Source organism: Agrobacterium sp. MS2 (genome assembly GCF_003261015.1).
GTDB lineage: Bacteria > Pseudomonadota > Alphaproteobacteria > Rhizobiales > Rhizobiaceae > Agrobacterium > Agrobacterium pusense.
This window is the reverse complement of sequence record NZ_QLNF01000064.1, coordinates 17,282-40,618: the sequence shown is the minus strand read 5'-3', so window position 1 is coordinate 40,618 and position 23,337 is coordinate 17,282. Positions and strand designations below refer to the sequence as shown.

Sequence of the window (23,337 nt, the reverse complement as noted above, 5' to 3'; positions counted from 1 at the left end):
ACTTTTGGGAGACATGCTTTAGAGGATGAAGCCCTGTGCGGCAAGCCGCAAAGGCTCCGGTTTTACTGGCCGCGAAGGACAAGCGATGCTATATGGGATGCATGTATCCCATTTTAGTCGGAAAGGACGCAAGCGATGAGCAAACAGACGGCCATCCGCCTCCCGGATGAGACCTATGAGCGGCTGAAAGCGCTTTCCGAGCGCACCGGACGCACATCTGCCTATTACATTCGCGAGGCGATCGAGAAGCATATCGAAGATATGGAAGATCTTTATCTCGCCGAAGAGGCGACGCGGCGACGGATCGCAAACAATGAGCGCACCTATACTCTGGAAGAAGTGATGCGCAACCTTGATCTGGAAAATTGAGTTTCAGCACCGCGCCGTCAAGCAGCTTGAAAAGCTGGCGAAGCAAGATGCGAACCGCATCGTTTCGTTTCTGGCAGACAGGGTGGTGCAAAATGAAAATCCCCGCAGAACCGGTGCCGCCCTGCAAGGTTCCGAACTTGGAAATTTCTGGCGTTACCGGGTGGGCGATTATCGCATCATCTGCGATATACAGGATCACAAGCTAATCGTGCTGGTGGTCGAAATCGGCCATCGCCGAGAAATTTACCGTTAGGCGTTCATGATCCTCGAAGCCCTGCAATATGCCGCCACCCGCGCGGTCACGCCGAAAGAATTCCGGCCGCATATCCGCTATTCCGTCAATCTCTGGGCACGCGCCAACCGTTGCGCCAAAGCCTGGGCAGAGCATGAAAACAACAGCCGGCAATTCGTGCTGCAATCGGCGAGAAAGCTGAAGCAGAGACGGACCGCCGTGGTGCTGGGGTCCGGTCTGTTGCGGGATGTGCCCCATGAGGCGCTGGTGGCGATGTTCGATACCGTCGTTCTGGTCGATCTGGTACATCTCGCCAGCGTGCAGGTGAAGTTGCGGCTCAACGCCAAAAAGAATGTCCGCATCGCCAATCGCGATCTTTCCGGCTTCGATGATCTCATGGCCGGCCGACCGTCGGAACCGCTCGATTTCCTGCGGCGGGTGCCCTATCTCGATTTTGTCGTCTCGGCCAACCTGCTGTCGCAGATCGGTACGGGTGCACAGCATCGGCTGGAACGGCAGAAAATAGCGGCTGCGCCTGATGATCTCCTGCCGAAACTCATTCATACGCATCTCGATGCGCTGGCCGGTCTGCCCTGCAAGGTGTGCCTGGTGACGGACACCGCCTTTGACGTCATCGGCAAGGATGGAAGCCTGCACCAGCACAAGGACCTGCTGCACGGCATTGAGCTTGCCGCGCCCGCCGCTGCATGGGAGTGGCCGCTCGCGCCGCTTGGCGAGGAAAGCAGGGATTATCGCATCGTGCACCACGTCATTGCACGTGAACTGACCTGATCGTCATGCTTATTCCATAATTCCAGCGGTAACTTCACATCATGTCCCATGTGGTCCGCACATTGATGTTCCTTGCCTGCCTGCTTTACGGCGCGATGCCGGCGCAGATGGCGATGAGCATGCCGACAGGCATAGTTGTTTCCTCGCAATTGCCGATGAAACATCAAGATACCCAATCACACCCGCAAGATCACGGTTCTCAAACGCCTGCGGAGAATGCCGCTCATGAAGCGGGAACGGGCGGTTGCTGCCCCCACGGCAACGATGCTTCACATCCGGATTCCTGCGCCGCCTGCCTGATCGTGGTCCCACGAATGATCTTTGCCGATGCCGGGCGGATGGCATTCGCCTATCCGAAGCCGCAACGCGGCACTGTCTTTGACGGCAAGGCTTTCGCGCCGCCGCTACCGCCTCCCCGCGCCTGACCGCAGATTTTTCAGACCGACTTTCGAAAAATCCGTCAGACACAGGAAGGATAATCCATGTCTATCAAGACCATTACGCTCGCCGCCGCTTTTGCGGCCTCTCTCGCCATGCCCGCTTTTGCACAGGACGCGGGCGGCCATGCCGGACACGACATGTCAAAAGGCAGCATGAGCGACAGCGCCTCCACCCAGGCGTTCATGGAAGCCAGCAAAAAGATGCATGGCAATATGGCAATCGATTATAGTGGCGATGCCGACGTCGATTTCGTGCGCGGCATGATCCCGCATCATCAGGGGGCGATCGATATGGCCAAGGTCCAACTGCAATACGGCAAGGACCCGGAAATCCGCAAGCTGGCCGAAGAAGTGATCAAGGCGCAGGAAGGCGAAATCGCCATGATGAAGGCCTGGCTGAAGTCCAGGGGCAAGTGATTGCTATTGTTGAAGGGGAGCGCCGGCTATGGCGCTCCTCCGGCAACTTTGCGGCATATTTCTTCCCCCGCGGGGAGAAGAAACTTGCGACAGCTTTCCCATACAACGGCGAACGCGCGAACGCCGCCTGCCACCCCGCGCTTTACTATAACCCCGCAAGACCGGCCTTGTAATCCTCCGATGCCGCGCGGCTGAGGCGTTCCAGCTCCATGGCTGCCCGGCTGGTGTGGCGTTCCTTGTGGCGCAACAAAGCGAAGTTGCGGGCGGGCAAATCAATACCAGCGCGAACGAGCAGGCCTTGCCGCAGGAAGAGGGATGCCACTGAGGCTGAAACCGCCGTCGCAGCCCCGCCGGAGCGTGCCGCCATCACCACCGCCTCGTTGGACGGCAGTTCAAGCATGACCGAGAGTTCACCCGGATCCACGCCCATCTGCCGCACCGCCGCCTCGAAGGCGGAGCGGGTGCCGGAGCCCTGCTCGCGCAGAACCCATGAAGTGCCGTAGAGGATATCCAGCGCGGTGAGATAACGGCCATCGGCAAAGGGATGGGCGGAGCCCGTGACGACCAGAAGCTTGTCAGACACCACCGGCTGCACCATCAGAGCCGGCTCATCGATCCTGCCTTCAATGAAACCCACCTCCGCAAGACCGTCCAGCACCGCCTGCGTCACGGTCTTGGTATTGCCGATATCCAGCCGCACGGTGACACCGGGATAGAGCTTCTTAAACTGCATCAGGATCGGCGGCAGCCAGTAGCTCGCAATGGTCTGGCTGGCGCAGACGGTGATTTCGCCGCGCGTCAGCCCGCCCATTTCGGAGAGAATTAGTTCCGCATTGCGCACACGCGCCAATGTCGCCTTTGCTTCACCCAGAAACACCCGGCCGCTTTCAGTCAACTCAATGTTGCGGCCGACGCGGTGGAACAGCTCGACATTATAAAAGGCTTCGAGATTTTTGATGGCGGAGCTGACGGCGGAGGCGGTCAGACCGATGGCTTCCGCAGCCCTTGTCAGGTGCTCGCGTTCGGCTACGGCGATGAAAATACGGAGCTGCTCAAAGGTCATGGTTTTTCATTCGATTTTATCGAATAATATATGCCATATTATTTGATAGAATAAAACAGGCTGCTGCGGCATGGTCTGGCCATGGCCCAACATCGCACCCTTGCTCATCCCTTCCAGTTTTCGCTCCGCTGGCTCGCCCCGCTTCTTCCGGGCATTCTCCTCTGTGCGGCCGTCAGCTGCGCCGCCATTCTGGCGGAGCGCTTTCAGGTGCGGCTTGCGGGCCATGCTTGGCTTGGCGATCTCGTTCTCGCCATTCTGATCGGGACCATGCTGCGTTCGCTGGTGGCTCTGCCCGCAGCCGCTTCCGCCGGCATAAAGTTCAGCGCCAAGACCCTGCTAGAAATCGCCGTGGCGCTTCTCGGTGCATCACTCAGCCTGTCCATCCTCAAGGGCGCCGGCGGTTTGCTCATAGGCGGCATTGCGCTGATCGTCGCGCTGTCACTGGTCGTCAGCTATGCCGCCGGGCGGATGCTCGGCCTCCCGCCCAAGCTCGCGACGTTGATTGCCTGCGGCAATTCCATCTGCGGCAATTCCGCCATTGCCGCTGCGGCCCCTGCCATCGGCGCCAAGCCGGAAGATGTCGCCGCCTCGATTGCCTTTACCGCGGTTCTCGGTGTCGCCGCCGTGCTTTTGATGCCATTCCTGCCGCAGCTTCTCGGGCTCGACGCCACCCAGTACGGCATCTTCGCCGGGCTTACGGTCTATGCCGTGCCGCAGGTTCTGGCCGCCACCGCCCCGCTTGGCGCGATTGCCGTGCAAACCGGCACCATCGTGAAGCTCATCCGCGTGCTGATGCTGGGACCTGTCATCGCCACCCTCTCCGTCGTCCACGGCCGGTCGGACAAGGGACGCCTCAGATTGCAGCAGATGGTTCCGTGGTTCATCATCGGCTTCGTGCTGATGATCATGGCCCGGTCATTCGGTCTCATCCCTGAAGTCCTGCTTGCCCCCGTCGCCTCTCTCTCAAACATCCTCACCATCATGTCGATGGCGGCGTTGGGCCTTTCGGTCGATATCCGCAGCCTTCGCCACGCCGGCGGTAAGGTCATCCTGGCTGCCAGCCTGTCTCTCTTGCTGCTCGGTATCCTGAGCTTTGGCCTGATCATATTGACCCAGACGGCCTGAGCCAGCTTCCGGCTTTATTCGCCGGCGCTGACAGTAAGTGTATAATGCGCACCGAGCCCGCGGCGCGGCGAACCGAGAATGAGCGTCGGGCGAATCAACCACTCGGTATCTGCCTTTGGTGTCAGCGTCGCCACCTTGCCCTGGGAATCGCTGAAGAAAATCGCATCTTCATCCGGGGTCGAAAAATCGAAGATCGCCATCAATACGAATTCGCTCGAGGCGGCAAGCTCGACCTTCACCGTCTGCCCTGCCTTCACCTTCAGACGATAAACATCGCCGCGCCCGCGGCGCGTCCAGCCCTCGAGCTTCAGCGGACCGGCCGGTGGCAACGCCACCTCCTTCAGCCTTTCGCCGTCATCCAGCCAGATACCGTCAACGTTGCGGCCTTCCGCAAAGGAGGGGTGCGGCACGGCGGCCATGGCCATGGCAAGCGCCAGGAGAAGGGGGGTTACCTTCATGGACGTACAAACTCCCGCCGCATGACCTCTATCGGCTGGCGGCAATGACAGCCTTCGATATGGTCGTTGACCATACCCATGGCCTGCATGAATGCATAGACGGTCGTCGGGCCGACAAAGGTCCAGCCCCGCTTCTTCAGATCCTTGGAAAGGCGGATGGAGGCGGCGCTGGTCGGGTTGGCCCTTAAAGTCGCATAGTCCAGCCTTTGCGGCCTTTCTGCGGCAGCCGGTTCGAAACCCCAGAAATATCGGGCGAGCGACCCGAACTCGTCCCGCAGAGCCACGGCGCGGCGGGCGTTGTTGATGGTAGAAACAATCTTGCCGCGATGGCGGATAATGCCCTTGTCAGCAAGGCAGCGCTCGATATCGGCCTCGCCGAACTCGGCCACTTTTTCGAACTCGAAATTGGCGAATGCAAGACGGAAAGCCTCCCGCTTGCGCAGCACCGTCAGCCAGGAGAGGCCGGACTGAAAGCCCTCCAGGCAAATTTTCTCAAACAGGCGGCGATCATCGGTGACGGGATAACCCCATTCTTCGTCGTGATAACGGCTGTAATCCGCAAGCCCCTGCTGCCAGAAGCACCGAACAAGGCCATCCGCGCCCGTTTCAAGTCCCGCCTCGATCATTTCCGCGACCACCTTTTCGACTCCGCCTGCGACCACTTAAAGACTGCACTTACCACTCATTCACCACGTTTCAAAACGGGGTGCTAACCCTAAAATCAGCTTTCCTTAATCAAGCGCTTTTTAATGAACAGCCATTTACGATTCGCTGGCGTCAAGGTGCGAACGTGTTCGGCAAAGCGGGAGAATGATCCCGCAAATCCATAGTTGCGACGTCCCGCAGAGAGAGTCCACCCGATGACGATGAAGTCCGTTTTCCTGGCGCTGAGCCTCGTTTCCACCCTCGCCGTCCCTGCCGCCATGGCCAATGAACGTTATCGCGAGCCTCCGCCCGTCGTCGTCAGCCCGGATCTTTCTGCGCCATGGGTAACCCAGCTCGGCGGCCGCGGCAACGTGCGCCCCGTTGTCTATCCGCGCGCACCTGCCACACGCCAGCCGTTCTTCCAGCAGCGCCAGGCCGCGATGCCGCAGCGACCCAGCTCCGGCGTCACATCGCAGCGCCCGGCACGGGTGCAGAATGCCGCCGTACGCCCCAATGCGCCGGTGCGTACCCAGATCGCGCCGCAATTCCTGCCGCAGATCGTCACCTATCCGACCAATGAAAAACCCGGCACTATCGTCATCGATACGCCGAACCGTTTCCTCTATCTCGTGCTTGCTGATGGCAAGGCCCGGCGTTATGGCGTCGGCGTCGGCAAGCCCGGTTTCGAATGGGCTGGAACTCACAAGGTAACCCGTAAGGCGGAATGGCCGAGCTGGACCCCGCCGAAGGAAATGATCACCCGAGAGGCGGCAAAAGGACATTACCTGCCGGCCTTCATGGAAGGCGGCCCCGCCAACCCGATGGGCGCGCGCGCCATGTATCTCGGCTCGACGCTTTACCGGATCCACGGCACCAACCAGCCCTGGACGATCGGCAGCAACAATTCCTCCGGCTGCATCCGCATGCGCAACGAGGATGTCACCGATCTCTATGAGCGCGTCAACGTCGGAACCAAGGTCATTGTGATATGACGGCAACGGTTCAGCCTTTCCGGCCGCTTCGGAACGGGCGTATCGGCTTATCCGCTTGAATTACCGCCCTGCGGCGGTACAATCCGGCTCACTTCAGCGGAATGAGACTTGGCGGGGGACGCCAGGCGCCGAACCTCTCTCAGGGGGATGACGGAACGGCCTTAAAGCGGGTGGTCAATCGACCGCCCGTTTTTCGTTTCTGTCATTCAAATGTTATCAAAAAACGGTTTGGTGAATTACTGATATCAATCTGGATTCACTTCATGCCGCGCCACACTTCATTTGTTTGCGCCCTGCTCTTCAGCGGCGTTTCCTTCTCTGCCGCAATCGCGGGCGAATTCGCAATTTCCGGTTACGGCGGCTGGCAAAGCGCACCGCACAGCGATGTGAAAGTTTCCGACGGTCCGGATTTCCGCGCCGGATGGGAAGGCAAGTCCTTTTCCAGCCCGCCCTACTGGGGCGTGCGCGGCACCTACTGGTTCGATGAGGGTCAGCTCCGGAATTTCGGTATCTCGCTCGATTTCACCCACGACAAGGTCTATGCCGATGACCAGACACTTGCCCGCTCAGGCTGGTCGCATTTCGAATTCACCGACGGCCTGAACCTACTGACGCTGAACGCGCTCTACCGCTTTCCGCTGGAATCCCTGCCGATCACCCCTTACGTCGGCGCCGGCGTCGGCATCAACGTGCCGCATGTGGAAGTGTACCGCCCCTCGGGCAAGACTTTCGAGTACCAATTCGGCGGCGCAACGCTGCAGGCGCAGGCCGGCCTCAGCTACCGCATCACCGACAGCTGGTCGACCTTCGTGGAATATAAGGGCACCTATTCCTTCATCGATGTCGATATTGACAACGGCGGCTCGTTGAAGACCGACATCATCACCAATGCGGTGAATTTCGGTGTGGCGTATAAGTTCTAGAAGATATGGCCAGAGCGTGCCGCGTGGACGACGCTCTCTTTCTTCGTCATTCCGGCCATGAGCCGGAATCCAGCCAGCCCAAGTCATTGGGCTGGAAAGACTCTTCTCGTCGCGCCCACGCGCGTCGGCTGGATGCCGGGTCAAGCCCGGCATGACGGATGCCGAAAGTGCATGCGCGAAATCTGGCTCGGGTACTGCGCAGTCGAAAGTACCACGGGACGTTTCTAAACTGACAGCCTCGCCGGCTTCGGCCCGCCATAAGCCCAGTCCAAAAGCTCGACAGTGTGCAGGATCGGCATGTCCGTGCCGGTTCCGATCTGCGTGATGCAGCCGATATTTCCTGTCGCGATGACATCTGCCCGCGTGGCCTCGATGTTCTTCACCTTGCGCGCCTTGAGCTTGCCGGAAATTTCCGGTTGCAGGATGTTGTAGGTTCCGGCCGAACCACAGCACAGGTGCCCTTCCGCTGGATCACGCACGGCAAAACCCGCCGCCTTCAGCAGTTGTTTCGGCGCAAGCGTGATCTTCTGACCGTGCTGCATTGAGCACGCGGAATGATAGGCGACCGTCAGCCCCTGGCTTTGCTGTTGCGGCAGATCGAGCGTGGCGAGGTATTCGGTGATGTCCTTTGCCAGAGCCGAGACCCGCGCGGCTTTTTCGGCATAGGCCGGATCAAGCCGAAGCATATGGCCGTAATCCTTGATGGTGGTGCCGCAGCCCGACGCTGTGATGATGATGGCGTCGAGACCGCCATTCTCCATCTCGCGCGTCCAGACATCGACATTCCGCCGAGCAGAAGCCAGCGCCTCTTCCTCCCGGCCCATGTGGTGCACCAGCGAACCGCAGCAGCCCTCCCCTTTCGGCACAACGACCTCGATACCGAGCCGCGTAAGCAGCCGCAGCGTCGCCTCATTGATACCGGGATCAAGTACCGGCTGGGCGCAGCCGGTGAGAATGGCGACGCGCCCGCGCTTTTCACCTTCGGCCGGTCGTGCGCCCGGGCGGCTTGACGCCGACGCTGGAGGGACCGCGACCGGTGCGAGAGCAAGCATGGACTGCAGCGGTTTCAGCGCGGGAGCCTTCGCAAAAAGGCCGGCGAAAGGCCGTGCCAGACGGGCCAGATGCAGGGCCAGCCGGAAACGGGCAGGATGGGGTAATATGCCGACCAGAAGATTGCGGATCAGCCGATCCATGAAGGGGCGCTTGTACGTCTGCTCGATATGGGCGCGGGCATGATCGACCAGATGCATGTAATCCACGCCGGAGGGACAGGTGGTGGTGCAGGCAAGACAGGAAAGACAGCGGTCGATATGGGTGACCACCTCGCGGTCGGCCGGACGGCTGTTTTCCAGCATGTCCTTGATGAGGTAGATGCGGCCGCGCGGGCTGTCCAGCTCGTTGCCAAGCGTGACATAGGTGGGACAGGTGGCGGTGCAGAAGCCGCAATGCACACATTTGCGCAGGATTTTTTCCGATTCCGCCACATGTGGATCGGCCAGCTGCTCAGGCGTGAAGGATGTTTGCATGGTTCAGACGGCCCTTTCCATCGTTACGGCCATCTTGCCGGGATTGAAGATGCCCACGGGATCGAGCTTCTCCCTGATACGCCCGGAAAGCAGTGCTTCCGCCGCCCGGCGCGGTTCGAAGGCCGCGACTTTGGCGCGCACAGCATCGCTCGCCCTCATCAGCGTGGCATGGCCACCGCCGAGCGCACGGATTGCGCCGCGCAGCAGATCGGCTTCGGGGTCCGCCTCCATCTGCATCCAGACCAGGCCGCCCTGCCAGTCATAGAAGGCGTCGATGCCTGCCTCCATGCGCAGCGCCGCAACAAGCTGGTGGCCCATCGAAGGCGCTACCGAGACTTTCCAGAGCGGCTTGGCGGATTGGCCGACATAGGGCGCGACATCCCGGACCTGCCGCCACAAAAGACTGCTTTCCTCGCCCTCCAGCAGCGCCCAGGGTCCGACGCGATCCATGACCGACAGGAGTTTAGCCGTGCGGGCCTCCACCGAGGCCGCAAGGCCTTCCAGACGCAGAATGGTGGCCGGTCCTTCCGGCAAGCCGCCATCGATAAAGCTGGAACGCACGCTTTCAGGCAGATGCGCCGCGCCGGAGACCTCGACGCTCATCGCCATCGCCGCCGCCATTATGCGTGTCGCCGCCTCGTCATCAAGGCCGGACACGACAACGGATTTTTCGACGGGCGGTTTCGGCAGCACGCGGAATGTGACTTCGGTGAGGAACCCAAGCGTGCCGAAAGAACCAGCGAGAAACTTCGACAGATCGAGACCGGTGACATTCTTCATCACCCGGCCGCCGGCCTTGATGATCTCGCCGTTACCATTAACGAAACGGATGCCCAAAAGGCTGTCGCGCGCCGCACCCGCCACATAGCGGCGCGGACCGGAAACATTGGCGGCAAAGACGCCGCCAATGGTCGGTTCGCCATGGGTGCCCATGATCGGGCGATGGTCCATCGGTTCGAAGGCCATCATCTGGCGATTTTCTGCCAGCGCCGCTTCGACAGTTGCGAGCGGCGTGCCAGCCTTGGCAGTCATGACCATTTCGGCGGGGACGTAGGAAACGATACCGTTCATCGCACGGGAGGTCAGCACGGTCTCCGCCGTCACCGCATTGCCGAAACCGGAGCGAGTGTTGCCGCCGAAGATTTTCAGCGGGGTTTTGCGCGTGGCATGATCGCGGATGATGTCGGCAACCTGGGTTTCTGCGTAGGGCGTCAGCATGCGATTGTTGCCTTCGAGCAAGTGATACCCCCCTCTGCCCTGCCGGGCATCTCCCCCTCAAGGGGGGAGATCGATATGCCGCACTCACCCGTTCCATGGGCAGGGTGTTCGCCCCTTGCCGATCTCCCCCCTTGAGGGGGAGATGCCCGGCAGGGCAGAGGGGGGTAAGCCACACCCTGCAACATCATAAAACCAGCGCCCATCAACCCCTCCCCTCAAGCGGAAACACCTTGGAAGGGTTCATCAGCCAGCCCTCGTCAAAGGCTGCCCGCACCGCCATCTGCTGGGCGAGATCGGCCTCGCCATATTGGTGGCGCATCAGGTCACGCTTTTCGATGCCCACACCATGTTCACCGGTCAAACAGCCACCGGCATCCACACAGAGCTTCAAAATTTCGTTGCCCGCTTCTTCCGCACGGGCCGCATCGTCAGGGTCATTGGCGTTGAACAGGATCAGCGGGTGCATGTTACCATCCCCCGCATGGAAGACATTGGCGACGCGCAGGCCGAGGCGATCGGTGATCTCACTCGTCTTTTTCAGCACATGGGAAAGCTGGGAGAGCGGCACCGTGCCGTCCATGCAGATATAATCCGCGATACGACCCGTTGCGCCAAAGGCGGATTTGCGGCCTTTCCAGATCGCCGCCGCCTCCATTGCCGACTGACATTCCTTCACCGTCTTCACGCCATGTCGTCGGGCAATGGCCACGATATCGGCCAGCATGGCGTCCATTTCCGCCTCGGAGCCTTCGACCTCCACGATCAGAAGCGCACCGACGTCAAGCGGATATCCCGCTTTGGCGAAGGCCTCGCAGATTTCGATTGCCGGTTTGTCCATGAACTCGATGGCAACAGGGATGATGCCCGCGCCAATGATATCCGCGACGCAGGAGCCCGCTTCTTCGGAAGTTTCGAAACCGAACAGCACCGGGCGCGCGCCCTCCGGCTTGGCGATGAGGCGCACCGTTGCCTCCGTCACGATACCGAGTTGGCCTTCGGAGCCGCAGGCAAGCGCGAGCAGGTCGTAACCTGCAGCATCCAGATGCTTGCCGCCCAGCTCCAGCACCGTGCCATCGACCAGCACCATCTTGACGCCAAGCAGGTTATTGGTGGTGACGCCATATTTCAGACAGTGCGCGCCGCCGGAATTCATACCGATATTGCCGCCGATGGTGCAGGCAAGCTGCGAGCTGGGGTCGGGTGCATAAAAGAAACCCTCCGCGCCTGCGGCATCGGAGATGGAGAGATTGGTGACGCCCGCCTGTACCCGCGCCGTGCGATTGTAAAAATCAAGCTCAAGGATCGCACTCATTTTCGACAGGCCGATCACCACGGCGTCTTCCTGCGGGATAGCGCCGCCGGAAAGCGAGGTGCCTGCCCCGCGCGGCACGACCGGAATGCCGGAGCGATGGCAATATGTCATGACAGCCGCCGCCTCCTCCGTCGTTCTCGGCAAAGCGACGGCGAGCGGCAGACGGCGATAGGAAACGAAAGCATCGGTCTCGAAAGGCACGAGTTCGCGGGGCTCGTGCACAAGACAGTCATCAGGCAGGACGGTCTTGAGGTCGGCGATAATTCGTTCGCGATCCGCCAAGACCTGAGCGCGCGGCTCCAGAAACTTTATAGGCTGCGTCACCGCCGCTCCTCCGTGCCGATAACTGGTATTGTTTCTTTACCACTTTGAAGTCGCGCAATCAAATGTTATGGATTTTTTCTATTCTGGAAACAATCGAGGGCAACTATGACAAATCTGGGTGATCTCGAAGTCTTTGCCAGCGTTGCCGCCTCCGGCAGCATGTCGCTTGCTGCCAAGGAGCTTGGTTATTCGCCCGCCGTCATTTCCAAGCGCATCAAGCGATTGGAAGAAAAGCTCGGTGCCCGGCTGTTCCAGCGCACCACGCGACAAATCTCTTTGACCGAAGCGGGGCAAGGCTTTTACGAACGGGTGCTGGCTGTTCTCGAAGGGCTGGAAGAGGCGGAGGATTTCGTCTCCGGCCGGGCCAATACCGTCAACGGCACGCTAAAGATTTCCGCACCCACCTCTTTCGGGCGCATGCATATCGCGCCACATCTGAAGACATTCATGGAGCGGCATCCGGACCTGTCGGTCAATCTGGTGCTGAGCGATGAGTTCATCGATATTATCGAGGGCGGTTACGATCTGGCGATCCGTATCGCCGATCTCAACTCCTCCAGCCTCGTGGCCCGCAGGCTGGCACCGGTGCGGCGCGTGCTTTGCGCCTCGGCGGAGTATGTAAAGGCGTACGGCATGCCGGCCACGATCGAAGACATCAGGAAGCATCGCTGCCTGCCCGCGCATAATAACGACATCTGGCGACTGGAAGGACCCGGCGGCGCGCTCAGCCTTCGCCCGGAGGGGATGCTCATCACCAACTCAAGCGAGGTGATCCGCGAGGCCGTCATATCGGGCCTCGGCATTGCGCTGCGCTCCACATGGGATATCGGCCACGAATTGCGCAGCGGGAAGCTGGTGCAGGTCCTGCCTGACTATGAAGGGTCGCGCAACGTGACGCTGTCTGCGGTCTACCCAAGCCGGCAGTTTCTGCCGGCAAAGGTGCGGCTGTTCATCGATTATCTCGCTGCGCTCTACGGTCCTTCACCCTATTGGGAGCAGGGCTGACACTCAGTGCCCGCCCTCCGCATGAGAGCGGCGGATGCGGCGCACTACCCACCAGACGCCAAGCACGGCGAAGGGCACAGAAACGCCGGTGACCACGGTCGGGTCGACCGGCAGCACATCATGGCTGATTGCCTTGGTGAGATAACCGATAAGCCCGACGACATAATAGGAGATGGCGGCGACAGACAGGCCTTCCACCGTCTGCTGCAGGCGAAGCTGCATCGCGGCGCGCTTGTTCATGGTGTTGAGCAGCACGGTGTTCTGCCGTTCCAGCTCCACATCGATCCAGCTTCGAACCAGAGCCGTGGCGCGATAGAGCTTGCGCGACAGGTTGGCCTGCCGCTCTTCCACCGACTGGCAGGTGCGCATGGCGGGCGCCATACGCCGTTCCAGAAAGCTGCCCATCGTCTCATGGCCGTGAACAGGCGTTTCCGCGAGCGCCCGTATGCGTTCGCGCACGATGCCGTCATAGGCGCGGCTGGCACCGAAACGATAGAGGCTGAGGGCGGCATTGGCTTCGAGTTCCGCAGCAAGCCGGGTCATTTCGGCCAGCAGCGCATCCGCCTCGTCACGCGCGCCGTTTTTCATGCGTTGGGTGATGCCCGTCAAGCCATCCTCGATGCGGCGGATTTCCGGCGAGAGCGTCTGCGCCATCGGCAGGCCGAGCATGGCAAGCGTGCGATAGGTTTCAATATCCAGCAGCCGCTGCACCAGCGCGCCGCGGCTGTAATCGCTGAGGCCGCGGTCGATCACCAATATCTGCGTCAGCCCGTCGCGATCCTGCCGGAAATCGGTGAGGATGGCCGCCTGACCGTCGCGCACGTCGCTATGACAGAGGCTGGTCGGCTCGAAGATTGTTTCCGCCTGCGAGGTAAAACCACTCTCCGGGCGAATTTCCAGCCGCACGCCCGAGATCAGCGAGCCGGGCGGCGAAAAGCCGTCACCGAAGGGATCGCCGGCAATCTCCCCGCCAAATTTTTCCGGCGCAGGGCCATCCCAGAACCAGGTCGAGAATTCGGTATGCCGCTCCCAGCGCAATGTCCCCTGCCCCCACGGCATGGCGTGGTGACGCGCATCGCGTTCCGGCGGCGCAACACCGCGGCTGCGCGACATTTCCGCAATGACAGAATGGTGCACGGCCGAGCCGCCATCCATCATGAAGGCAAGCTGGATGATGATGCGCGACGGGGCAAGCAGCACCGTCGGCCGCGCATGCACCTCGCCCAATGCCAGCGACCGTTCCGGCGCGCTTGCGAATGCAAATCTACCCTTTGCCATTGCGATATCGTCCCCGCTTTTATGGCTGATGTCTAAGGCATCGATTGTGATGACAACACCACGATCGACGCCGATGTCACTGTTTTGATCCACCTGACAGAAAAATCCGCTGTAGTGCCCCTGTCGGGACCGCTTTAACAAAAGCCAATTCAAAAAGGCAGATGCCGTGTTGCCGCAGGCATTGATACAGCGAGCGAGAGAACTGGACAGAATATTTGACCAGTGCGAGACTTGCCTGATACTTTATACGATATCGAACACGGGCGGATTTCGCCGGGGACTTCTGCGATGGACGAAACGCTTTTTGCGCGCATCGAGCACAGCCGCACATCGCAGGAGGTGATCTTACGTTTCGAAGAACTGATACTCGACGGCATATTGCGCGATGGCGACCGTCTACCCGGCGAGCGCGAACTGGCGCAGCGCCTCGACGTCTCGCGGCCTATCCTGCGCGAAGCGCTGAAAGAACTCGAAACCCGCGGACTTCTCGTGAGCCGGCATGGCGGCGGCACCTATGTCGCCGATATTGTCGGGCCGGTCTTTTCCGATCCCTTGAGCGCGCTGATCACCCGCCACAGCCGGGCGACGCGGGATTTTCTCGAATATCGCCGTTATATTGAAGGCATGACCGCCGAACTTGCCGCGCAGCGGGCGACAGAACCGGACAGGCGCAACCTTGCCGCCATTGTCGAGCGGATGCGCGATGCGCACGAGGCAGGCCGCTTCGAAGAGGAACTGGCGGGGGATGTGGAGTTTCACAACGCCATCGGCGAAGCGGCGCACAACATCGTCCTTATGCACACGCTTCGCTCTTGCTACCGGCTGTTGAGCGACGACATCTTTTATAATCGCCACATCATCTTCAGTATCGCAGGCGCCCATGACGAGGTGCTGAGACAGCATGTCGCCATTTACGACGCCATCGTCGCCGGCGATCCGGCATCGGCACGGGCGGCTGCAGAGGCCCACATCGACTTCATCGTTGAGACGACATCCAGGGCGCATCAGGCGCGGGAATGGGACCGGATTTCCCGTTTGCGGCAGCAGCAGCGGAGTAGTTAAAAACGCCCTCAGGCGAAATACGCAATCCATTTTATTCAGGTTTTGATGGAACCTTTTGTGCTCTTTGGTCTTTTTATCGGGTTGATTGGAAAAATTTACCAAGATGGGACCCATGACAACCACGAGCGAAACTGAACGCTATCCGCGGATAGCTCTCATATCGACGCATGGCTATGTCGCCGCGCATCCGCCACTGGGCGCGGCTGATACCGGGGGGCAGGTTGTTTATGTGCTTGAGCTTGCACGCAAACTCGGCCAACTCGGTTATACCGTCGATCTTTATACCCGGCGCTTCGAAGACCAGCCGGAATTCGACGAGGTCGATGAGCGCGTCCGCGTGGTGCGCATTCCCTGCGGCGGGCGTGACTTCATTCCCAAGGAATATCTGCACCGCCACCTGATGGAATGGTGCGAAAACGCCCTGCGTTTCATCAAGAAAAACGATCTCAACTACTCCTTCATCAACAGCCACTACTGGGACGCAGGCGTCGCCGGTCAGCGGCTTTCCGAGGCGCTGAAAATCCCGCATCTGCATACGCCGCATTCACTGGGCATCTGGAAAAAACGCCAGATGGAAACCGACTATCCGGAAAAGGCCGATACGTTCGAACTGGAATTCAATTTCAAGGAACGCATCCAGCACGAACTCATCATCTACCGCAGCTGCGACATGGTGATCGCCACCACGCCGGTGCAGCTCGACGTCCTCATTGAAGACTACGGGCAAAAGCGCAAGCACATCCACATGATCCCGCCGGGTTATGACGACAACCGCTTTTTCCCGGTATCGGATGCGACACGGCAGATGATACGCCAGCGTTTCGGATTTGAAGGCAAGGTGGTGCTGGCGCTCGGACGACTTGCTACCAACAAGGGCTATGACCTGCTGATCGACGGCTTTTCGGTTCTTGCCGAGCGCGAGCCGGAGGCCCGCCTGCATCTTGCCGTGGGCGGCGAGAACATGGACGAGCAGGAAACCACCATCCTCAACCAGCTCAAGGAGCGGGTGAAATCGCTCGGACTGGAGGAGAAGGTGGTATTCTCCGGCTATGTCGCGGATGAAGACCTGCCCGACATCTATCGCGCGGCCGATCTCTTCGTGCTGTCCAGCCGCTACGAGCCCTTCGGCATGACGGCCATCGAGGCGATGGCAAGCGGCACGCCGACCGTTGTTACCATCCACGGCGGATTGTTCCGAGCCGTCAGCTATGGTCGCCATGCGTTATTCGCCGATCCTTTCGACAAGGAGGATCTTGGCATCACCATGATGAAGCCGTTCAAGCACGAGCGACTCTATGGACGCCTCTCCCGCATGGGCGCGCATAAGGCGCGCAGCCTCTTCACATGGACCGGGATTGCTCAGCAGCTTCTGGCCGTGGTGGAAGGCAGGACCATGATGCCGGTCCTCGAGGAAGCCGACTGGGCCGAACCATGGAATGACGGCGATTGAGACCGCTTCGCCTTTTTTCAACGGATCTCGACGGCACCGTCGTGGGCGATAATGACGCCACGCGGCGGTTCCGGGATTTCTGGCAGTCATTGCCGGACGATCGCCGTCCGGTTCTGGTGTTCAACAGCGGCAGGCTGGTGGATGACCAGCTCGCCCTTCTGGAAGAAGTGCCGCTGCCCCGGCCCGATTACATCATCGGCGGGGTCGGCACCATGCTGCATGCCAAGGAGCGCAGCGACCTGGAGAGCGCCTACACACATTCGCTCGGCACCGGATTCGACCCAAAGAAAATTGCCGATGTAATGAGCGCTGTTCCCGGCGTGACGATGCAGGAGGAGCGTTACCAGCATGGCCTCAAGTCCAGCTGGTTCCTGCATGACGCAGATGAAGCGACACTGGCCGATATCGAGGCTGCGCTGATCGGGGCCGATATCGAAGCCCGGATCGTCTATTCCAGCGGGCGCGATCTGGATATATTACCGAAGGCCGCCGACAAGGGCGCTGCGCTCGCATGGTTATGTGGACAATTGCGTATCGGCCTCGACGAATCAGTGGTCGCAGGCGATACTGGCAATGATCGGGCGATGTTCGAGTTGACGGACATTCGTGGAGTCATTGTCGGCAATGCCCTGCCGGAGCTTGTATCGCTGGCTGATCTCGACAGCCGTTATTTCCGCTCGGGCGCGTCCGAAGCGGACGGCGTGGTTGAAGGCCTGCGCCATTGGGGACTGCACCCCGCCTGAAGCGTTCCGTTATCGATGCTTTGGTTGCGAACGGTGTGAAAGGGACGCATCCGTGAGACCGCAATCGGGCTGTTCGGCCGGGGAACCACCCGGTCGAAACTTTGTTCGCAAATCTGCCGCATCATCTTTTCCGCAGGCTTCATCAGCGTGAAGACAGTAGTGGGTTATGGAGGTTGGGGGATTGGCGGAATTTACGGGATATCTATATTAGCAATTATCATAGGCAGGCAAAGAAGGACCTATTCGGATTGAAGATTTTGAATCGATTGGCGACAGATGTTGGCTTGATGTTGCGCAGACCGCCGCGGCAGCAATATGCGGCGCTGTGCTATCGGTTCTCCAAGAAAAATCCGGGGCCTGAAGTGCTGCTGCTGACAAGCAGGGATACGGGACGATGGGTCATTCCCAAAGGCTGGCCCATGGCGCATAAAAAGGCCCATGCGGTAGCCGAGCAGGAAGCCTATGAGGAAGCAGGCGTCAAGGGCACGGTGGAGAAGGCCCCCTTCGGTTACTACGAATACGAGAAAAAACTGAACAGCGGCATCAATGTGCCATGCAGGGTTCAGGTGCATCTGCTCGAAGTTTCCGAAATGCAGGATAGCTTTCCTGAAAAGGAATCCAGGCGACTGGAATGGGTCAGCCCCCAGGAGGCGACCAGGCGGGTGAACGAGCCGGAACTGAAAGCGCTGATGCTCGCTTTCGACAAACGGATGACGCATTCAAAATAGTGCGGCCGCCCCAGGTGTGGCAATTTGCAGTTTGTTTTTCCAACACGGCTTTTATCATCTTTCCTTTTGGAAAGATGTACGAGATGTAACAGTCTTTCTGTAAATTGCCTTCAACCTGCGACACTGCCGGACGAAAGGGAATGCTGGCAAACGAGGTCTGAATGGCATTGAAGCCGCCATCAAACATGAAGCCGACGCTCGACAAGGATCTCGACAAGATTACCCGTGTCGAAGAAGCGACGCTGCATGTCACACAGCAGCTTGCGGGCCTTGGCGCCGGCTTCATGTTCGTCGTTCTGGCGGCGGTCTTCGCCGGTGCTTTTGTCGTAGGCACTTCGGGCGCCGTCATCATCATCGCCGCCGTCGCCATCGGCGCCTATATGGCAATCAATATCGGCGCCAATGACGTGACGAACAATGTCGGCCCCGCGGTCGGCGCCAAGGCGATGCCGCTTGCCGTCGCGCTCATCATCGCCGCGATCTGCGAGATTGCGGGGGCGCTGATCACCGGCGGCAATGTCGTCGAAACCATTTCCAGCGGCATCATCAACATCGAGACCATTCCCGACAGAACCGTTTTCTCCTGGGCAATGCTGTCTGCGCTTCTCGCCGCCGGCCTTCTCGTCAATATCTCGACCTGGACCAGAGCACCGATTTCAACCACTCATACGGTCGTGGGCGGAGTCGCGGGCGCGGGCATGGCCGCCTACGGAGCAAAAGCAGTGGACTGGCTGTCGCTCGGCAGCATCGCCTTCGCATGGGTCCTCGCGCCTTTCATCAGCGCCGCCATAGCCATTATGATCCTTGCTTTCATCAAGGAATTCATCATTTACCGCGAGGACAAGATTGGCGCGGCGCAGCGGTGGGTGCCGGTCCTCATCGGTTTGATGGCGGGTGTTTTTACGGCTTATCTCATCTGGGTCGGGTTGCGGCAGCTCATGCATGTGTCGCTTGGCCACGCCAGCCTGATTGGGCTGGTGACCGGGCTTGTCGTCTGGCGGCTTGGCGTGCCGATCATCCGCAAGCAGTCGGAAGGACTGGAAAACCGCAACCAGTCGCTTCGCATCCTGTTCCAGTGGCCGCTCGTTCTCGCCGCCGGCCTGATGTCCTTCGCGCATGGGGCTAATGACGTTTCGAACGCCATTGGCCCTGTCGTTGCCATCGTGCGGGCCCTGCATGACGAGGCGGTGAGCACCTCTGCACGTGCGCCGCTGTGGGTGATGCTGGTCGGCGCCTTCGGGCTCTCCTGCGGTATCCTTCTTTATGGCCCGCGCCTCATCCGCCTCGTCGGTGAGCAGATCACCAAGCTCAACCCGATGCGCGCCTTCTGCGTTTCGGTGGCAACTGCGCTCACCGTTCTCGTCGCTTCGCGTTTCGGCCTGCCAGTCAGCACAACCCATACGGCGATCGGCGCGGTGTTCGGCGTCGGCTTTTTCCGTGAATGGTACACGCAATCGTCCCGCAGGCGGCAGGATCTGGTCCAGGTTGGTGACGGCCGACCCCGCCGGTCTGACAAATATGCCGACAATCCTTCGGAGATACGCCGCCGATATCTTGTCCGCCGCTCCCACTTCATGACGATCATCGCCGCCTGGCTGGTCACCGTTCCCTCCAGTGCAGCGCTCGCGGCGCTGCTCTACTGGTTCATGTCCTTCCTCTTTCGCTAAAGCCGAAAAATCCCATGCGCGCCAATTTCCGGATGCAACGCCTGTATATCGAAGCCAGCCTTGCCGAAGGCGTCGCGCTGGAGGCGACCGCCGAACAGTTCAACTATCTCGCCAATGTGCTGCGCATGACCGATGGTGCGGAAATCCTGCTGTTCAACGGTCGGGACGGCGAGTGGAGAGCGAAACTTGCCTTTCCGAGCCGCAAGAAGATCGTGCTCGTCCCCCTCGAACAGACGCGGCCTCAGCCAAACCCCGCGGACCTGCATTATCTTTTCGCGCCGCTGAAAGTCGGGCGCATGGATTACCTGGTGCAGAAGGCGGTGGAGATGGGGGCCGGCCTGTTGCAGCCGGTGATGACACAGCATGTCCAAGGCAAGATTCACAACACCGAAAAATTGCGCGCCAACGCCATCGAAGCCGCCGAGCAGTGCGGCATACTGTCCCTGCCCGAGGTGGCCGAGCCGGTGAAACTGAAGGACATGCTGGACACCTGGCCCCACGACAGGCGCATCATCTATTGCGACGAAGGCGACACGGGGCAAAATCCGCTGCCGATCCTGCAGGCAGTGAAGGAACGCAAAATCGCATTGCTCGTCGGTCCGGAAGGTGGATTTTCGGAGGAAGAAAGGGAGCTTCTGCGCAGCCTCGACTTCGTCACCCCCATTCCGCTCGGGCCGCGCATTCTGAGGGCAGATACGGCTGCGGTTGCCGCACTGGCGGTCATTCAGGCCACGGTCGGCGACTGGAACTGAATGCTCCGTTGCTCTTCATGCATCTTTAAAAGAAATTCATTTGCCTCCAGCTACGATACGGCCCTATCTGCCAATCATATGCCTCGCCGCAACAGAGACGTCATAACAAGGTAAGCCATGGCACGCGACACGACCGACCAGACCCCCCTTTCCTCCGTTACGGAGCTTACAGATTATCTGGCGGGCGGTAACAAAGCTGAAGCCGATTTCCGTATCGGCACCGAGCACGAAAAATTCGCCTTTTTCCGCGAGGACAACCGGCCGGTTCCTTATTTCGGCGATGCCAGCATTTCCGCACTTTTGAAGGGCATGCAGGAGAAGCTCGGCTGGGACCCGATAATGGACGGTGAAAACATCATCGGCCTCGGCGAACAACACGGCATGGGTGCCATCTCCATCGAACCGGGCGGGCAGTTCGAACTTTCGGGCGCGCCGCTTGAGAACCTGCACCAGACCTGCAAGGAATCCAACCAGCATCTGGCGACGCTGCGCGAAGTGGCGGAGCCGATGGGCATCCGTTTCCTCGGCATCGGCGGCAGCCCGCTGTGGACCTTTGACGAAACGCCACGCATGCCGAAATCGCGCTACGCGATCATGACGCGCTACATGCCGAAAGTCGGGACCAAGGGTCTCGACATGATGTACCGCACCTGCACCATTCAGGTTAATCTCGACTTTTCATCCGAAGCCGACATGCGTCAGAAGATGCGCGTTTCCATGAAGCTGCAGTCTCTGGCAACGGCGCTTTTCGCCTCGTCGCCCTTTACGGAGGGCAAGCCGAACGGTCTTCTCTCGTGGCGCGGCGATATCTGGCGCGATACTGACAATCGCCGCTCGGGCGTCTTGCCCTTCACCTTCAACGAGGATTTCGGGTTCAAGGACTATGTGGAATGGGCGCTCGACGTGCCGATGTATTTCATCGTGCGCGACGGCAAATACCATGATTGCACCCATGTCACCTTCCGTCAGTTCATGAATGGTGCGCTCAAGGGCGAAATCGCCGCATGGGAACCGACCATGGGCGACTGGACGAACCATCTCTCCACCCTGTTCCCCGATGTGCGCCTGAAGCGTTTTCTGGAAATGCGCGGCGCCGACGGCGGCCCGTGGAGACGCATCTGCGCCCTGCCAGCCTTCTGGGTCGGCCTTCTCTACGATCGGCAAGCGCTGGACGCTGCCGACGCACTGACGGCGGCCTGGAGCTTCGACGAGGTTATCGCCCTTCGTGATGCGGTTCCGGCCAAGGGACTGAATGCCGAAATCGCCGGCAAGCCACTTCTCGGTATCGCGCGCGAAGTGCTCAATATTTCCCGCACCGGACTGAAAAACCGCAACCGGCTGAATGGCGAAGGTCAGGACGAGACCGTATTCCTGTCCTCGCTGGACGAGGTTTTGGCGAAGAAAACGACACTCGCCGAAGACTTGCTGGCGCTTTACAATGGCCGCTGGGACGGCTCGGTTCTTCCTGTGTTCGAGGAATACCAGTATTAAAACCAGCGGAACCGCTTCGGGTTTCGCGAGAGCGCCAATCGCAGACATAAAAAAAGCCCGGTGCGGCCGAGGGGGCCTGACACCGGGCAAAGGCAGGGCTATTGGCAAATCACCCTGCGGGGAAACCTTTCGGCTGGATGGCCTCTCCGGCAGCTGGAGGCCCGCCGGATGGCACTATTTCAAAGGGTCTCGAACCGTGTTACTGCCCGTCGACGTGCCGCGCGGGTCAGATGAGCGGTGGGATCTTCCAGCAGGCCCGTGTTGAGGGCGTCGCTGACGTCCGATCTTGCCAGGCCGATATCGGCGAGAAGACGATCATCCAGCTCGGTGAGGCCATTCGCCACGATACGATTGTAGATGCGCTGCACGAAGGTCTTGACGCGGAAAGCGACGCGGCGGAACGCATCGTTCGGCCGTGCTGTTGCAAGTTCCAGTTCCATTCTCCGTTCTGCCGTGCGCATGACACTTATCCTTTCGTAACGGCACGATGCGGCACCGCCCCCGGCGCACCACGCGCGAGAAGCTGCCTCGGGTTGGGGGCCTGACGTTTCGCCGGCCCGGGGTTGAGATTGATTTGCTTGGTGTCAAAATGTCGCAAGACTATTGATCAGTCCAACGAATGTTTCTAATGTAAGACATCAATCATTCTGATGGATGACCATCCATGTCCGCACCTCTCGACATAGACCAGCTGCACACCTTCATCGCCATCGTCGATACGGGCAGCTTCACCAAGGCCGCAGACCGCGTTTTCAAGACACAGTCCGCCGTCTCGATGCAGATGCGACGGCTGGAAGAACGCATCGGCAAACAGCTCTTCGCCAAGGACGGGCGGGGCAACCGCCTGACGGCGGAAGGCGAAAAGCTGATGAACTATGCCCGCCGCATCATCCGCCTCAATAACGAGGCGATCGCCGCCTTCGATGACAACCGGCTGGAGGGCACGCTGCGCATCGGCACGCCCGATGACTATGCCGACCGTTACATGCCCGAGATCATCGGGCGTTTCGCGAAGACTCATCCGAATGTCGAGCTTTACATCGTCTGCGAGCCGTCGGTTAGCCTTGCGGAAAAAATGGCGCGCGGCGAACTGGATATCGCTCTCGTCACCCACAATCCGCGGGCCCGCTCGTCGGATGTGGTGCGCACCGAACCGCTGTGCTGGGTCGCTTCCGCCAACCATCCGCTGAAGGACGATGCCCCGGTGCCCCTCGCCGTCGGACGACGTGACTGCCACTGGCGCCAGCTCGCCTGTTCGGCGCTCGATGCCGACGGGCGCGATTACCAGGTGCTGTTCACCAGCTGGTCTTCAACCGTCGTTGCCG

At 60.0% G+C, this 23,337-nt stretch carries 25 protein-coding genes; 17 read left to right on the top strand and 8 right to left on the bottom strand.

The genetic code is table 11. The annotated features are described in order from the left end of the window. Positions 1–135: 135 nt before the first annotated feature. Genes relB through copM form a run of 5 tightly spaced genes read left to right on the top strand, consistent with a single transcriptional unit; the run spans position 136 to position 2,250 of the window. The gene (relB, locus tag DOU54_RS17215; RefSeq protein ID WP_004440186.1) at positions 136–369 is read left to right on the top strand and encodes a type II toxin-antitoxin system RelB family antitoxin; all 234 of its coding nucleotides are present in this window, start codon (positions 136–138) and stop codon (positions 367–369) included. Continuing rightward, complete coding sequence (locus DOU54_RS17210; protein WP_113381014.1) at positions 353–622, top strand: type II toxin-antitoxin system RelE family toxin; 270 nt, start codon at positions 353–355, stop codon at positions 620–622. Before relB ends, DOU54_RS17210 begins: the two co-directional genes overlap by 17 nt. A gap of 6 nt (positions 623–628) precedes the next feature. Further along, a complete protein-coding gene (locus DOU54_RS17205) occupies positions 629–1,393 on the top strand; it encodes a hypothetical protein (RefSeq protein ID WP_113381015.1) in 765 nt (254 codons plus the stop codon). 41 nt (positions 1,394–1,434) lie between these two features. Then, a complete protein-coding gene (locus DOU54_RS17200) occupies positions 1,435–1,818 on the top strand; it encodes a hypothetical protein (RefSeq protein ID WP_286079931.1) in 384 nt (127 codons plus the stop codon). A gap of 57 nt (positions 1,819–1,875) precedes the next feature. After that, entirely contained in the window at positions 1,876–2,250 is a 375-nt protein-coding gene (copM, locus tag DOU54_RS17195; RefSeq protein WP_004440183.1) for a CopM family metallochaperone, read from the top strand. A 145-nt stretch (positions 2,251–2,395) separates the two neighbouring features. Here copM and DOU54_RS17190 read toward each other — a convergent pair whose 3' ends face one another. After that, complete coding sequence (locus DOU54_RS17190; RefSeq protein ID WP_004440182.1) at positions 2,396–3,313, bottom strand: LysR substrate-binding domain-containing protein; 918 nt, start codon at positions 3,311–3,313, stop codon at positions 2,396–2,398. Between the two features lie 81 nt (positions 3,314–3,394). Between DOU54_RS17190 and DOU54_RS17185 the strand changes: the two genes are divergently transcribed. Then, positions 3,395–4,438: a YeiH family protein gene (locus tag DOU54_RS17185; protein ID WP_113381017.1), complete on the top strand. Its 1,044-nt coding sequence runs from the start codon at positions 3,395–3,397 to the stop codon at positions 4,436–4,438. A gap of 14 nt (positions 4,439–4,452) precedes the next feature. On the opposite strand, the gene DOU54_RS17180 is transcribed toward DOU54_RS17185, so the two are convergent. Together DOU54_RS17180 and DOU54_RS17175 are read right to left on the bottom strand one after the other, a co-directional pair. After that, positions 4,453–4,896, bottom strand: coding sequence for a hypothetical protein (locus DOU54_RS17180; protein WP_004440178.1), 444 nt, complete (start codon positions 4,894–4,896; stop codon positions 4,453–4,455). Continuing rightward, a complete protein-coding gene (locus DOU54_RS17175) occupies positions 4,893–5,522 on the bottom strand; it encodes a DNA-3-methyladenine glycosylase I (protein WP_004440176.1) in 630 nt (209 codons plus the stop codon). The genes DOU54_RS17180 and DOU54_RS17175 overlap by 4 nt, the downstream gene beginning before the upstream one ends. Positions 5,523–5,756: 234 nt before the next feature. Here DOU54_RS17175 and DOU54_RS17170 point away from each other — a divergent pair, with 234 nt between their 5' ends. Then, complete coding sequence (locus tag DOU54_RS17170; protein WP_113381018.1) at positions 5,757–6,533, top strand: L,D-transpeptidase; 777 nt, start codon at positions 5,757–5,759, stop codon at positions 6,531–6,533. Positions 6,534–6,796: 263 nt separating this feature from the next. Next, a complete protein-coding gene (locus DOU54_RS17165) occupies positions 6,797–7,456 on the top strand; it encodes an outer membrane beta-barrel protein (RefSeq protein ID WP_113381019.1) in 660 nt (219 codons plus the stop codon). A 224-nt stretch (positions 7,457–7,680) separates the two neighbouring features. Here the strand turns inward: DOU54_RS17165 and glcF are convergent, their stop codons facing one another. The 3 genes from glcF to DOU54_RS17145 form a co-directional block, all read right to left on the bottom strand. Continuing rightward, positions 7,681–8,982 (bottom strand): glycolate oxidase subunit GlcF, encoded by a 1,302-nt coding sequence (gene glcF, locus DOU54_RS17160; protein WP_022555678.1) that lies wholly within the window; start codon positions 8,980–8,982, stop codon positions 7,681–7,683. A 3-nt stretch (positions 8,983–8,985) separates the two neighbouring features. Next, positions 8,986–10,200 (bottom strand): FAD-binding protein, encoded by a 1,215-nt coding sequence (locus tag DOU54_RS17155; RefSeq protein WP_113381027.1) that lies wholly within the window; start codon positions 10,198–10,200, stop codon positions 8,986–8,988. A gap of 202 nt (positions 10,201–10,402) precedes the next feature. Next, entirely contained in the window at positions 10,403–11,836 is a 1,434-nt protein-coding gene (locus DOU54_RS17145; RefSeq protein ID WP_113380960.1) for an FAD-linked oxidase C-terminal domain-containing protein, read from the bottom strand. Between the two features lie 105 nt (positions 11,837–11,941). Here DOU54_RS17145 and DOU54_RS17140 point away from each other — a divergent pair, with 105 nt between their 5' ends. Then, on the top strand, positions 11,942–12,841 hold the full coding sequence (locus tag DOU54_RS17140; protein WP_113380959.1) for a LysR family transcriptional regulator: 900 nt from the start codon (positions 11,942–11,944) through the stop codon (positions 12,839–12,841). A 3-nt stretch (positions 12,842–12,844) separates the two neighbouring features. Here DOU54_RS17140 and DOU54_RS17135 read toward each other — a convergent pair whose 3' ends face one another. Continuing rightward, positions 12,845–14,119, bottom strand: a complete 1,275-nt coding sequence (locus DOU54_RS17135; RefSeq protein ID WP_113380991.1) for a DUF3422 family protein — start codon at positions 14,117–14,119, stop codon at positions 12,845–12,847. Positions 14,120–14,407: 288 nt separating this feature from the next. Here DOU54_RS17135 and DOU54_RS17130 point away from each other — a divergent pair, with 288 nt between their 5' ends. From DOU54_RS17130 to DOU54_RS17095, 7 genes are all read left to right on the top strand, one after another. After that, the gene (locus DOU54_RS17130) at positions 14,408–15,181 is read left to right on the top strand and encodes a FadR/GntR family transcriptional regulator (protein ID WP_072494011.1); all 774 of its coding nucleotides are present in this window, start codon (positions 14,408–14,410) and stop codon (positions 15,179–15,181) included. 103 nt (positions 15,182–15,284) lie between these two features. Beyond that, positions 15,285–16,631: a glycosyltransferase family 4 protein gene (locus DOU54_RS17125; protein ID WP_004440158.1), complete on the top strand. Its 1,347-nt coding sequence runs from the start codon at positions 15,285–15,287 to the stop codon at positions 16,629–16,631. After that, on the top strand, positions 16,628–17,374 hold the full coding sequence (locus DOU54_RS17120) for an HAD-IIB family hydrolase (RefSeq protein WP_113380958.1): 747 nt from the start codon (positions 16,628–16,630) through the stop codon (positions 17,372–17,374). Before DOU54_RS17125 ends, DOU54_RS17120 begins: the two co-directional genes overlap by 4 nt. Positions 17,375–17,661: 287 nt before the next feature. Next, positions 17,662–18,102, top strand: coding sequence for an NUDIX hydrolase (locus tag DOU54_RS17115; RefSeq protein ID WP_034495984.1), 441 nt, complete (start codon positions 17,662–17,664; stop codon positions 18,100–18,102). A gap of 161 nt (positions 18,103–18,263) precedes the next feature. Further along, positions 18,264–19,769 (top strand): inorganic phosphate transporter, encoded by a 1,506-nt coding sequence (locus DOU54_RS17105; RefSeq protein ID WP_113380956.1) that lies wholly within the window; start codon positions 18,264–18,266, stop codon positions 19,767–19,769. A gap of 14 nt (positions 19,770–19,783) precedes the next feature. Continuing rightward, positions 19,784–20,521: a 16S rRNA (uracil(1498)-N(3))-methyltransferase gene (locus DOU54_RS17100; protein ID WP_006699490.1), complete on the top strand. Its 738-nt coding sequence runs from the start codon at positions 19,784–19,786 to the stop codon at positions 20,519–20,521. Positions 20,522–20,638: 117 nt separating this feature from the next. Beyond that, positions 20,639–22,012 carry a glutamate--cysteine ligase gene (locus DOU54_RS17095; protein WP_113380955.1) on the top strand — a complete coding sequence of 458 codons (1,374 nt, stop codon included), beginning with the start codon at positions 20,639–20,641 and terminating at the stop codon, positions 22,010–22,012. 179 nt (positions 22,013–22,191) lie between these two features. Here the strand turns inward: DOU54_RS17095 and DOU54_RS17090 are convergent, their stop codons facing one another. Continuing rightward, complete coding sequence (locus DOU54_RS17090) at positions 22,192–22,473, bottom strand: YjiS-like domain-containing protein (RefSeq protein ID WP_045532676.1); 282 nt, start codon at positions 22,471–22,473, stop codon at positions 22,192–22,194. A 203-nt stretch (positions 22,474–22,676) separates the two neighbouring features. On the opposite strand from DOU54_RS17090, the gene DOU54_RS17085 reads away from it, so the two are divergent. Next, positions 22,677–23,337, top strand: a 661-nt coding sequence (locus DOU54_RS17085) for a LysR substrate-binding domain-containing protein (RefSeq protein ID WP_502695971.1), incomplete at its 3' end; no start/stop codon positions are given.

Excerpts from the sequence above, each read along its gene's own strand:
- DOU54_RS17180 (WP_004440178.1), bottom strand. The coding sequence starts at position 4,896 with ATGAAGGTAACCCCCCTTCTCCTGGCGCTTGCCATGGCCATGGCCGCC.
- DOU54_RS17115 (WP_034495984.1), top strand. The coding sequence starts at position 17,662 with ATGTTGCGCAGACCGCCGCGGCAGCAATATGCGGCGCTGTGCTATCGG.
- relB (WP_004440186.1), top strand. The coding sequence starts at position 136 with ATGAGCAAACAGACGGCCATCCGCCTCCCGGATGAGACCTATGAGCGG.
- DOU54_RS17100 (WP_006699490.1), top strand. The coding sequence starts at position 19,784 with ATGCGCGCCAATTTCCGGATGCAACGCCTGTATATCGAAGCCAGCCTT.
- DOU54_RS17090 (WP_045532676.1), bottom strand. The coding sequence starts at position 22,473 with ATGCGCACGGCAGAACGGAGAATGGAACTGGAACTTGCAACAGCACGG.
- DOU54_RS17185 (WP_113381017.1), top strand. The coding sequence starts at position 3,395 with ATGGCCCAACATCGCACCCTTGCTCATCCCTTCCAGTTTTCGCTCCGC.
- DOU54_RS17140 (WP_113380959.1), top strand. The coding sequence starts at position 11,942 with ATGACAAATCTGGGTGATCTCGAAGTCTTTGCCAGCGTTGCCGCCTCC.
- DOU54_RS17135 (WP_113380991.1), bottom strand. The coding sequence starts at position 14,119 with ATGGCAAAGGGTAGATTTGCATTCGCAAGCGCGCCGGAACGGTCGCTG.
- DOU54_RS17165 (WP_113381019.1), top strand. The coding sequence starts at position 6,797 with ATGCCGCGCCACACTTCATTTGTTTGCGCCCTGCTCTTCAGCGGCGTT.
- DOU54_RS17105 (WP_113380956.1), top strand. The coding sequence starts at position 18,264 with ATGGCATTGAAGCCGCCATCAAACATGAAGCCGACGCTCGACAAGGAT.
- glcF (WP_022555678.1), bottom strand. The coding sequence starts at position 8,982 with ATGCAAACATCCTTCACGCCTGAGCAGCTGGCCGATCCACATGTGGCG.
- DOU54_RS17125 (WP_004440158.1), top strand. The coding sequence starts at position 15,285 with ATGGGACCCATGACAACCACGAGCGAAACTGAACGCTATCCGCGGATA.
- copM (WP_004440183.1), top strand. The coding sequence starts at position 1,876 with ATGTCTATCAAGACCATTACGCTCGCCGCCGCTTTTGCGGCCTCTCTC.
- DOU54_RS17095 (WP_113380955.1), top strand. The coding sequence starts at position 20,639 with ATGGCACGCGACACGACCGACCAGACCCCCCTTTCCTCCGTTACGGAG.
- DOU54_RS17190 (WP_004440182.1), bottom strand. The coding sequence starts at position 3,313 with ATGACCTTTGAGCAGCTCCGTATTTTCATCGCCGTAGCCGAACGCGAG.
- DOU54_RS17130 (WP_072494011.1), top strand. The coding sequence starts at position 14,408 with ATGGACGAAACGCTTTTTGCGCGCATCGAGCACAGCCGCACATCGCAG.
- DOU54_RS17155 (WP_113381027.1), bottom strand. The coding sequence starts at position 10,200 with ATGCTGACGCCCTACGCAGAAACCCAGGTTGCCGACATCATCCGCGAT.
- DOU54_RS17205 (WP_113381015.1), top strand. The coding sequence starts at position 629 with ATGATCCTCGAAGCCCTGCAATATGCCGCCACCCGCGCGGTCACGCCG.
- DOU54_RS17200 (WP_286079931.1), top strand. The coding sequence starts at position 1,435 with ATGTCCCATGTGGTCCGCACATTGATGTTCCTTGCCTGCCTGCTTTAC.
- DOU54_RS17170 (WP_113381018.1), top strand. The coding sequence starts at position 5,757 with ATGACGATGAAGTCCGTTTTCCTGGCGCTGAGCCTCGTTTCCACCCTC.
- DOU54_RS17175 (WP_004440176.1), bottom strand. The coding sequence starts at position 5,522 with ATGATCGAGGCGGGACTTGAAACGGGCGCGGATGGCCTTGTTCGGTGC.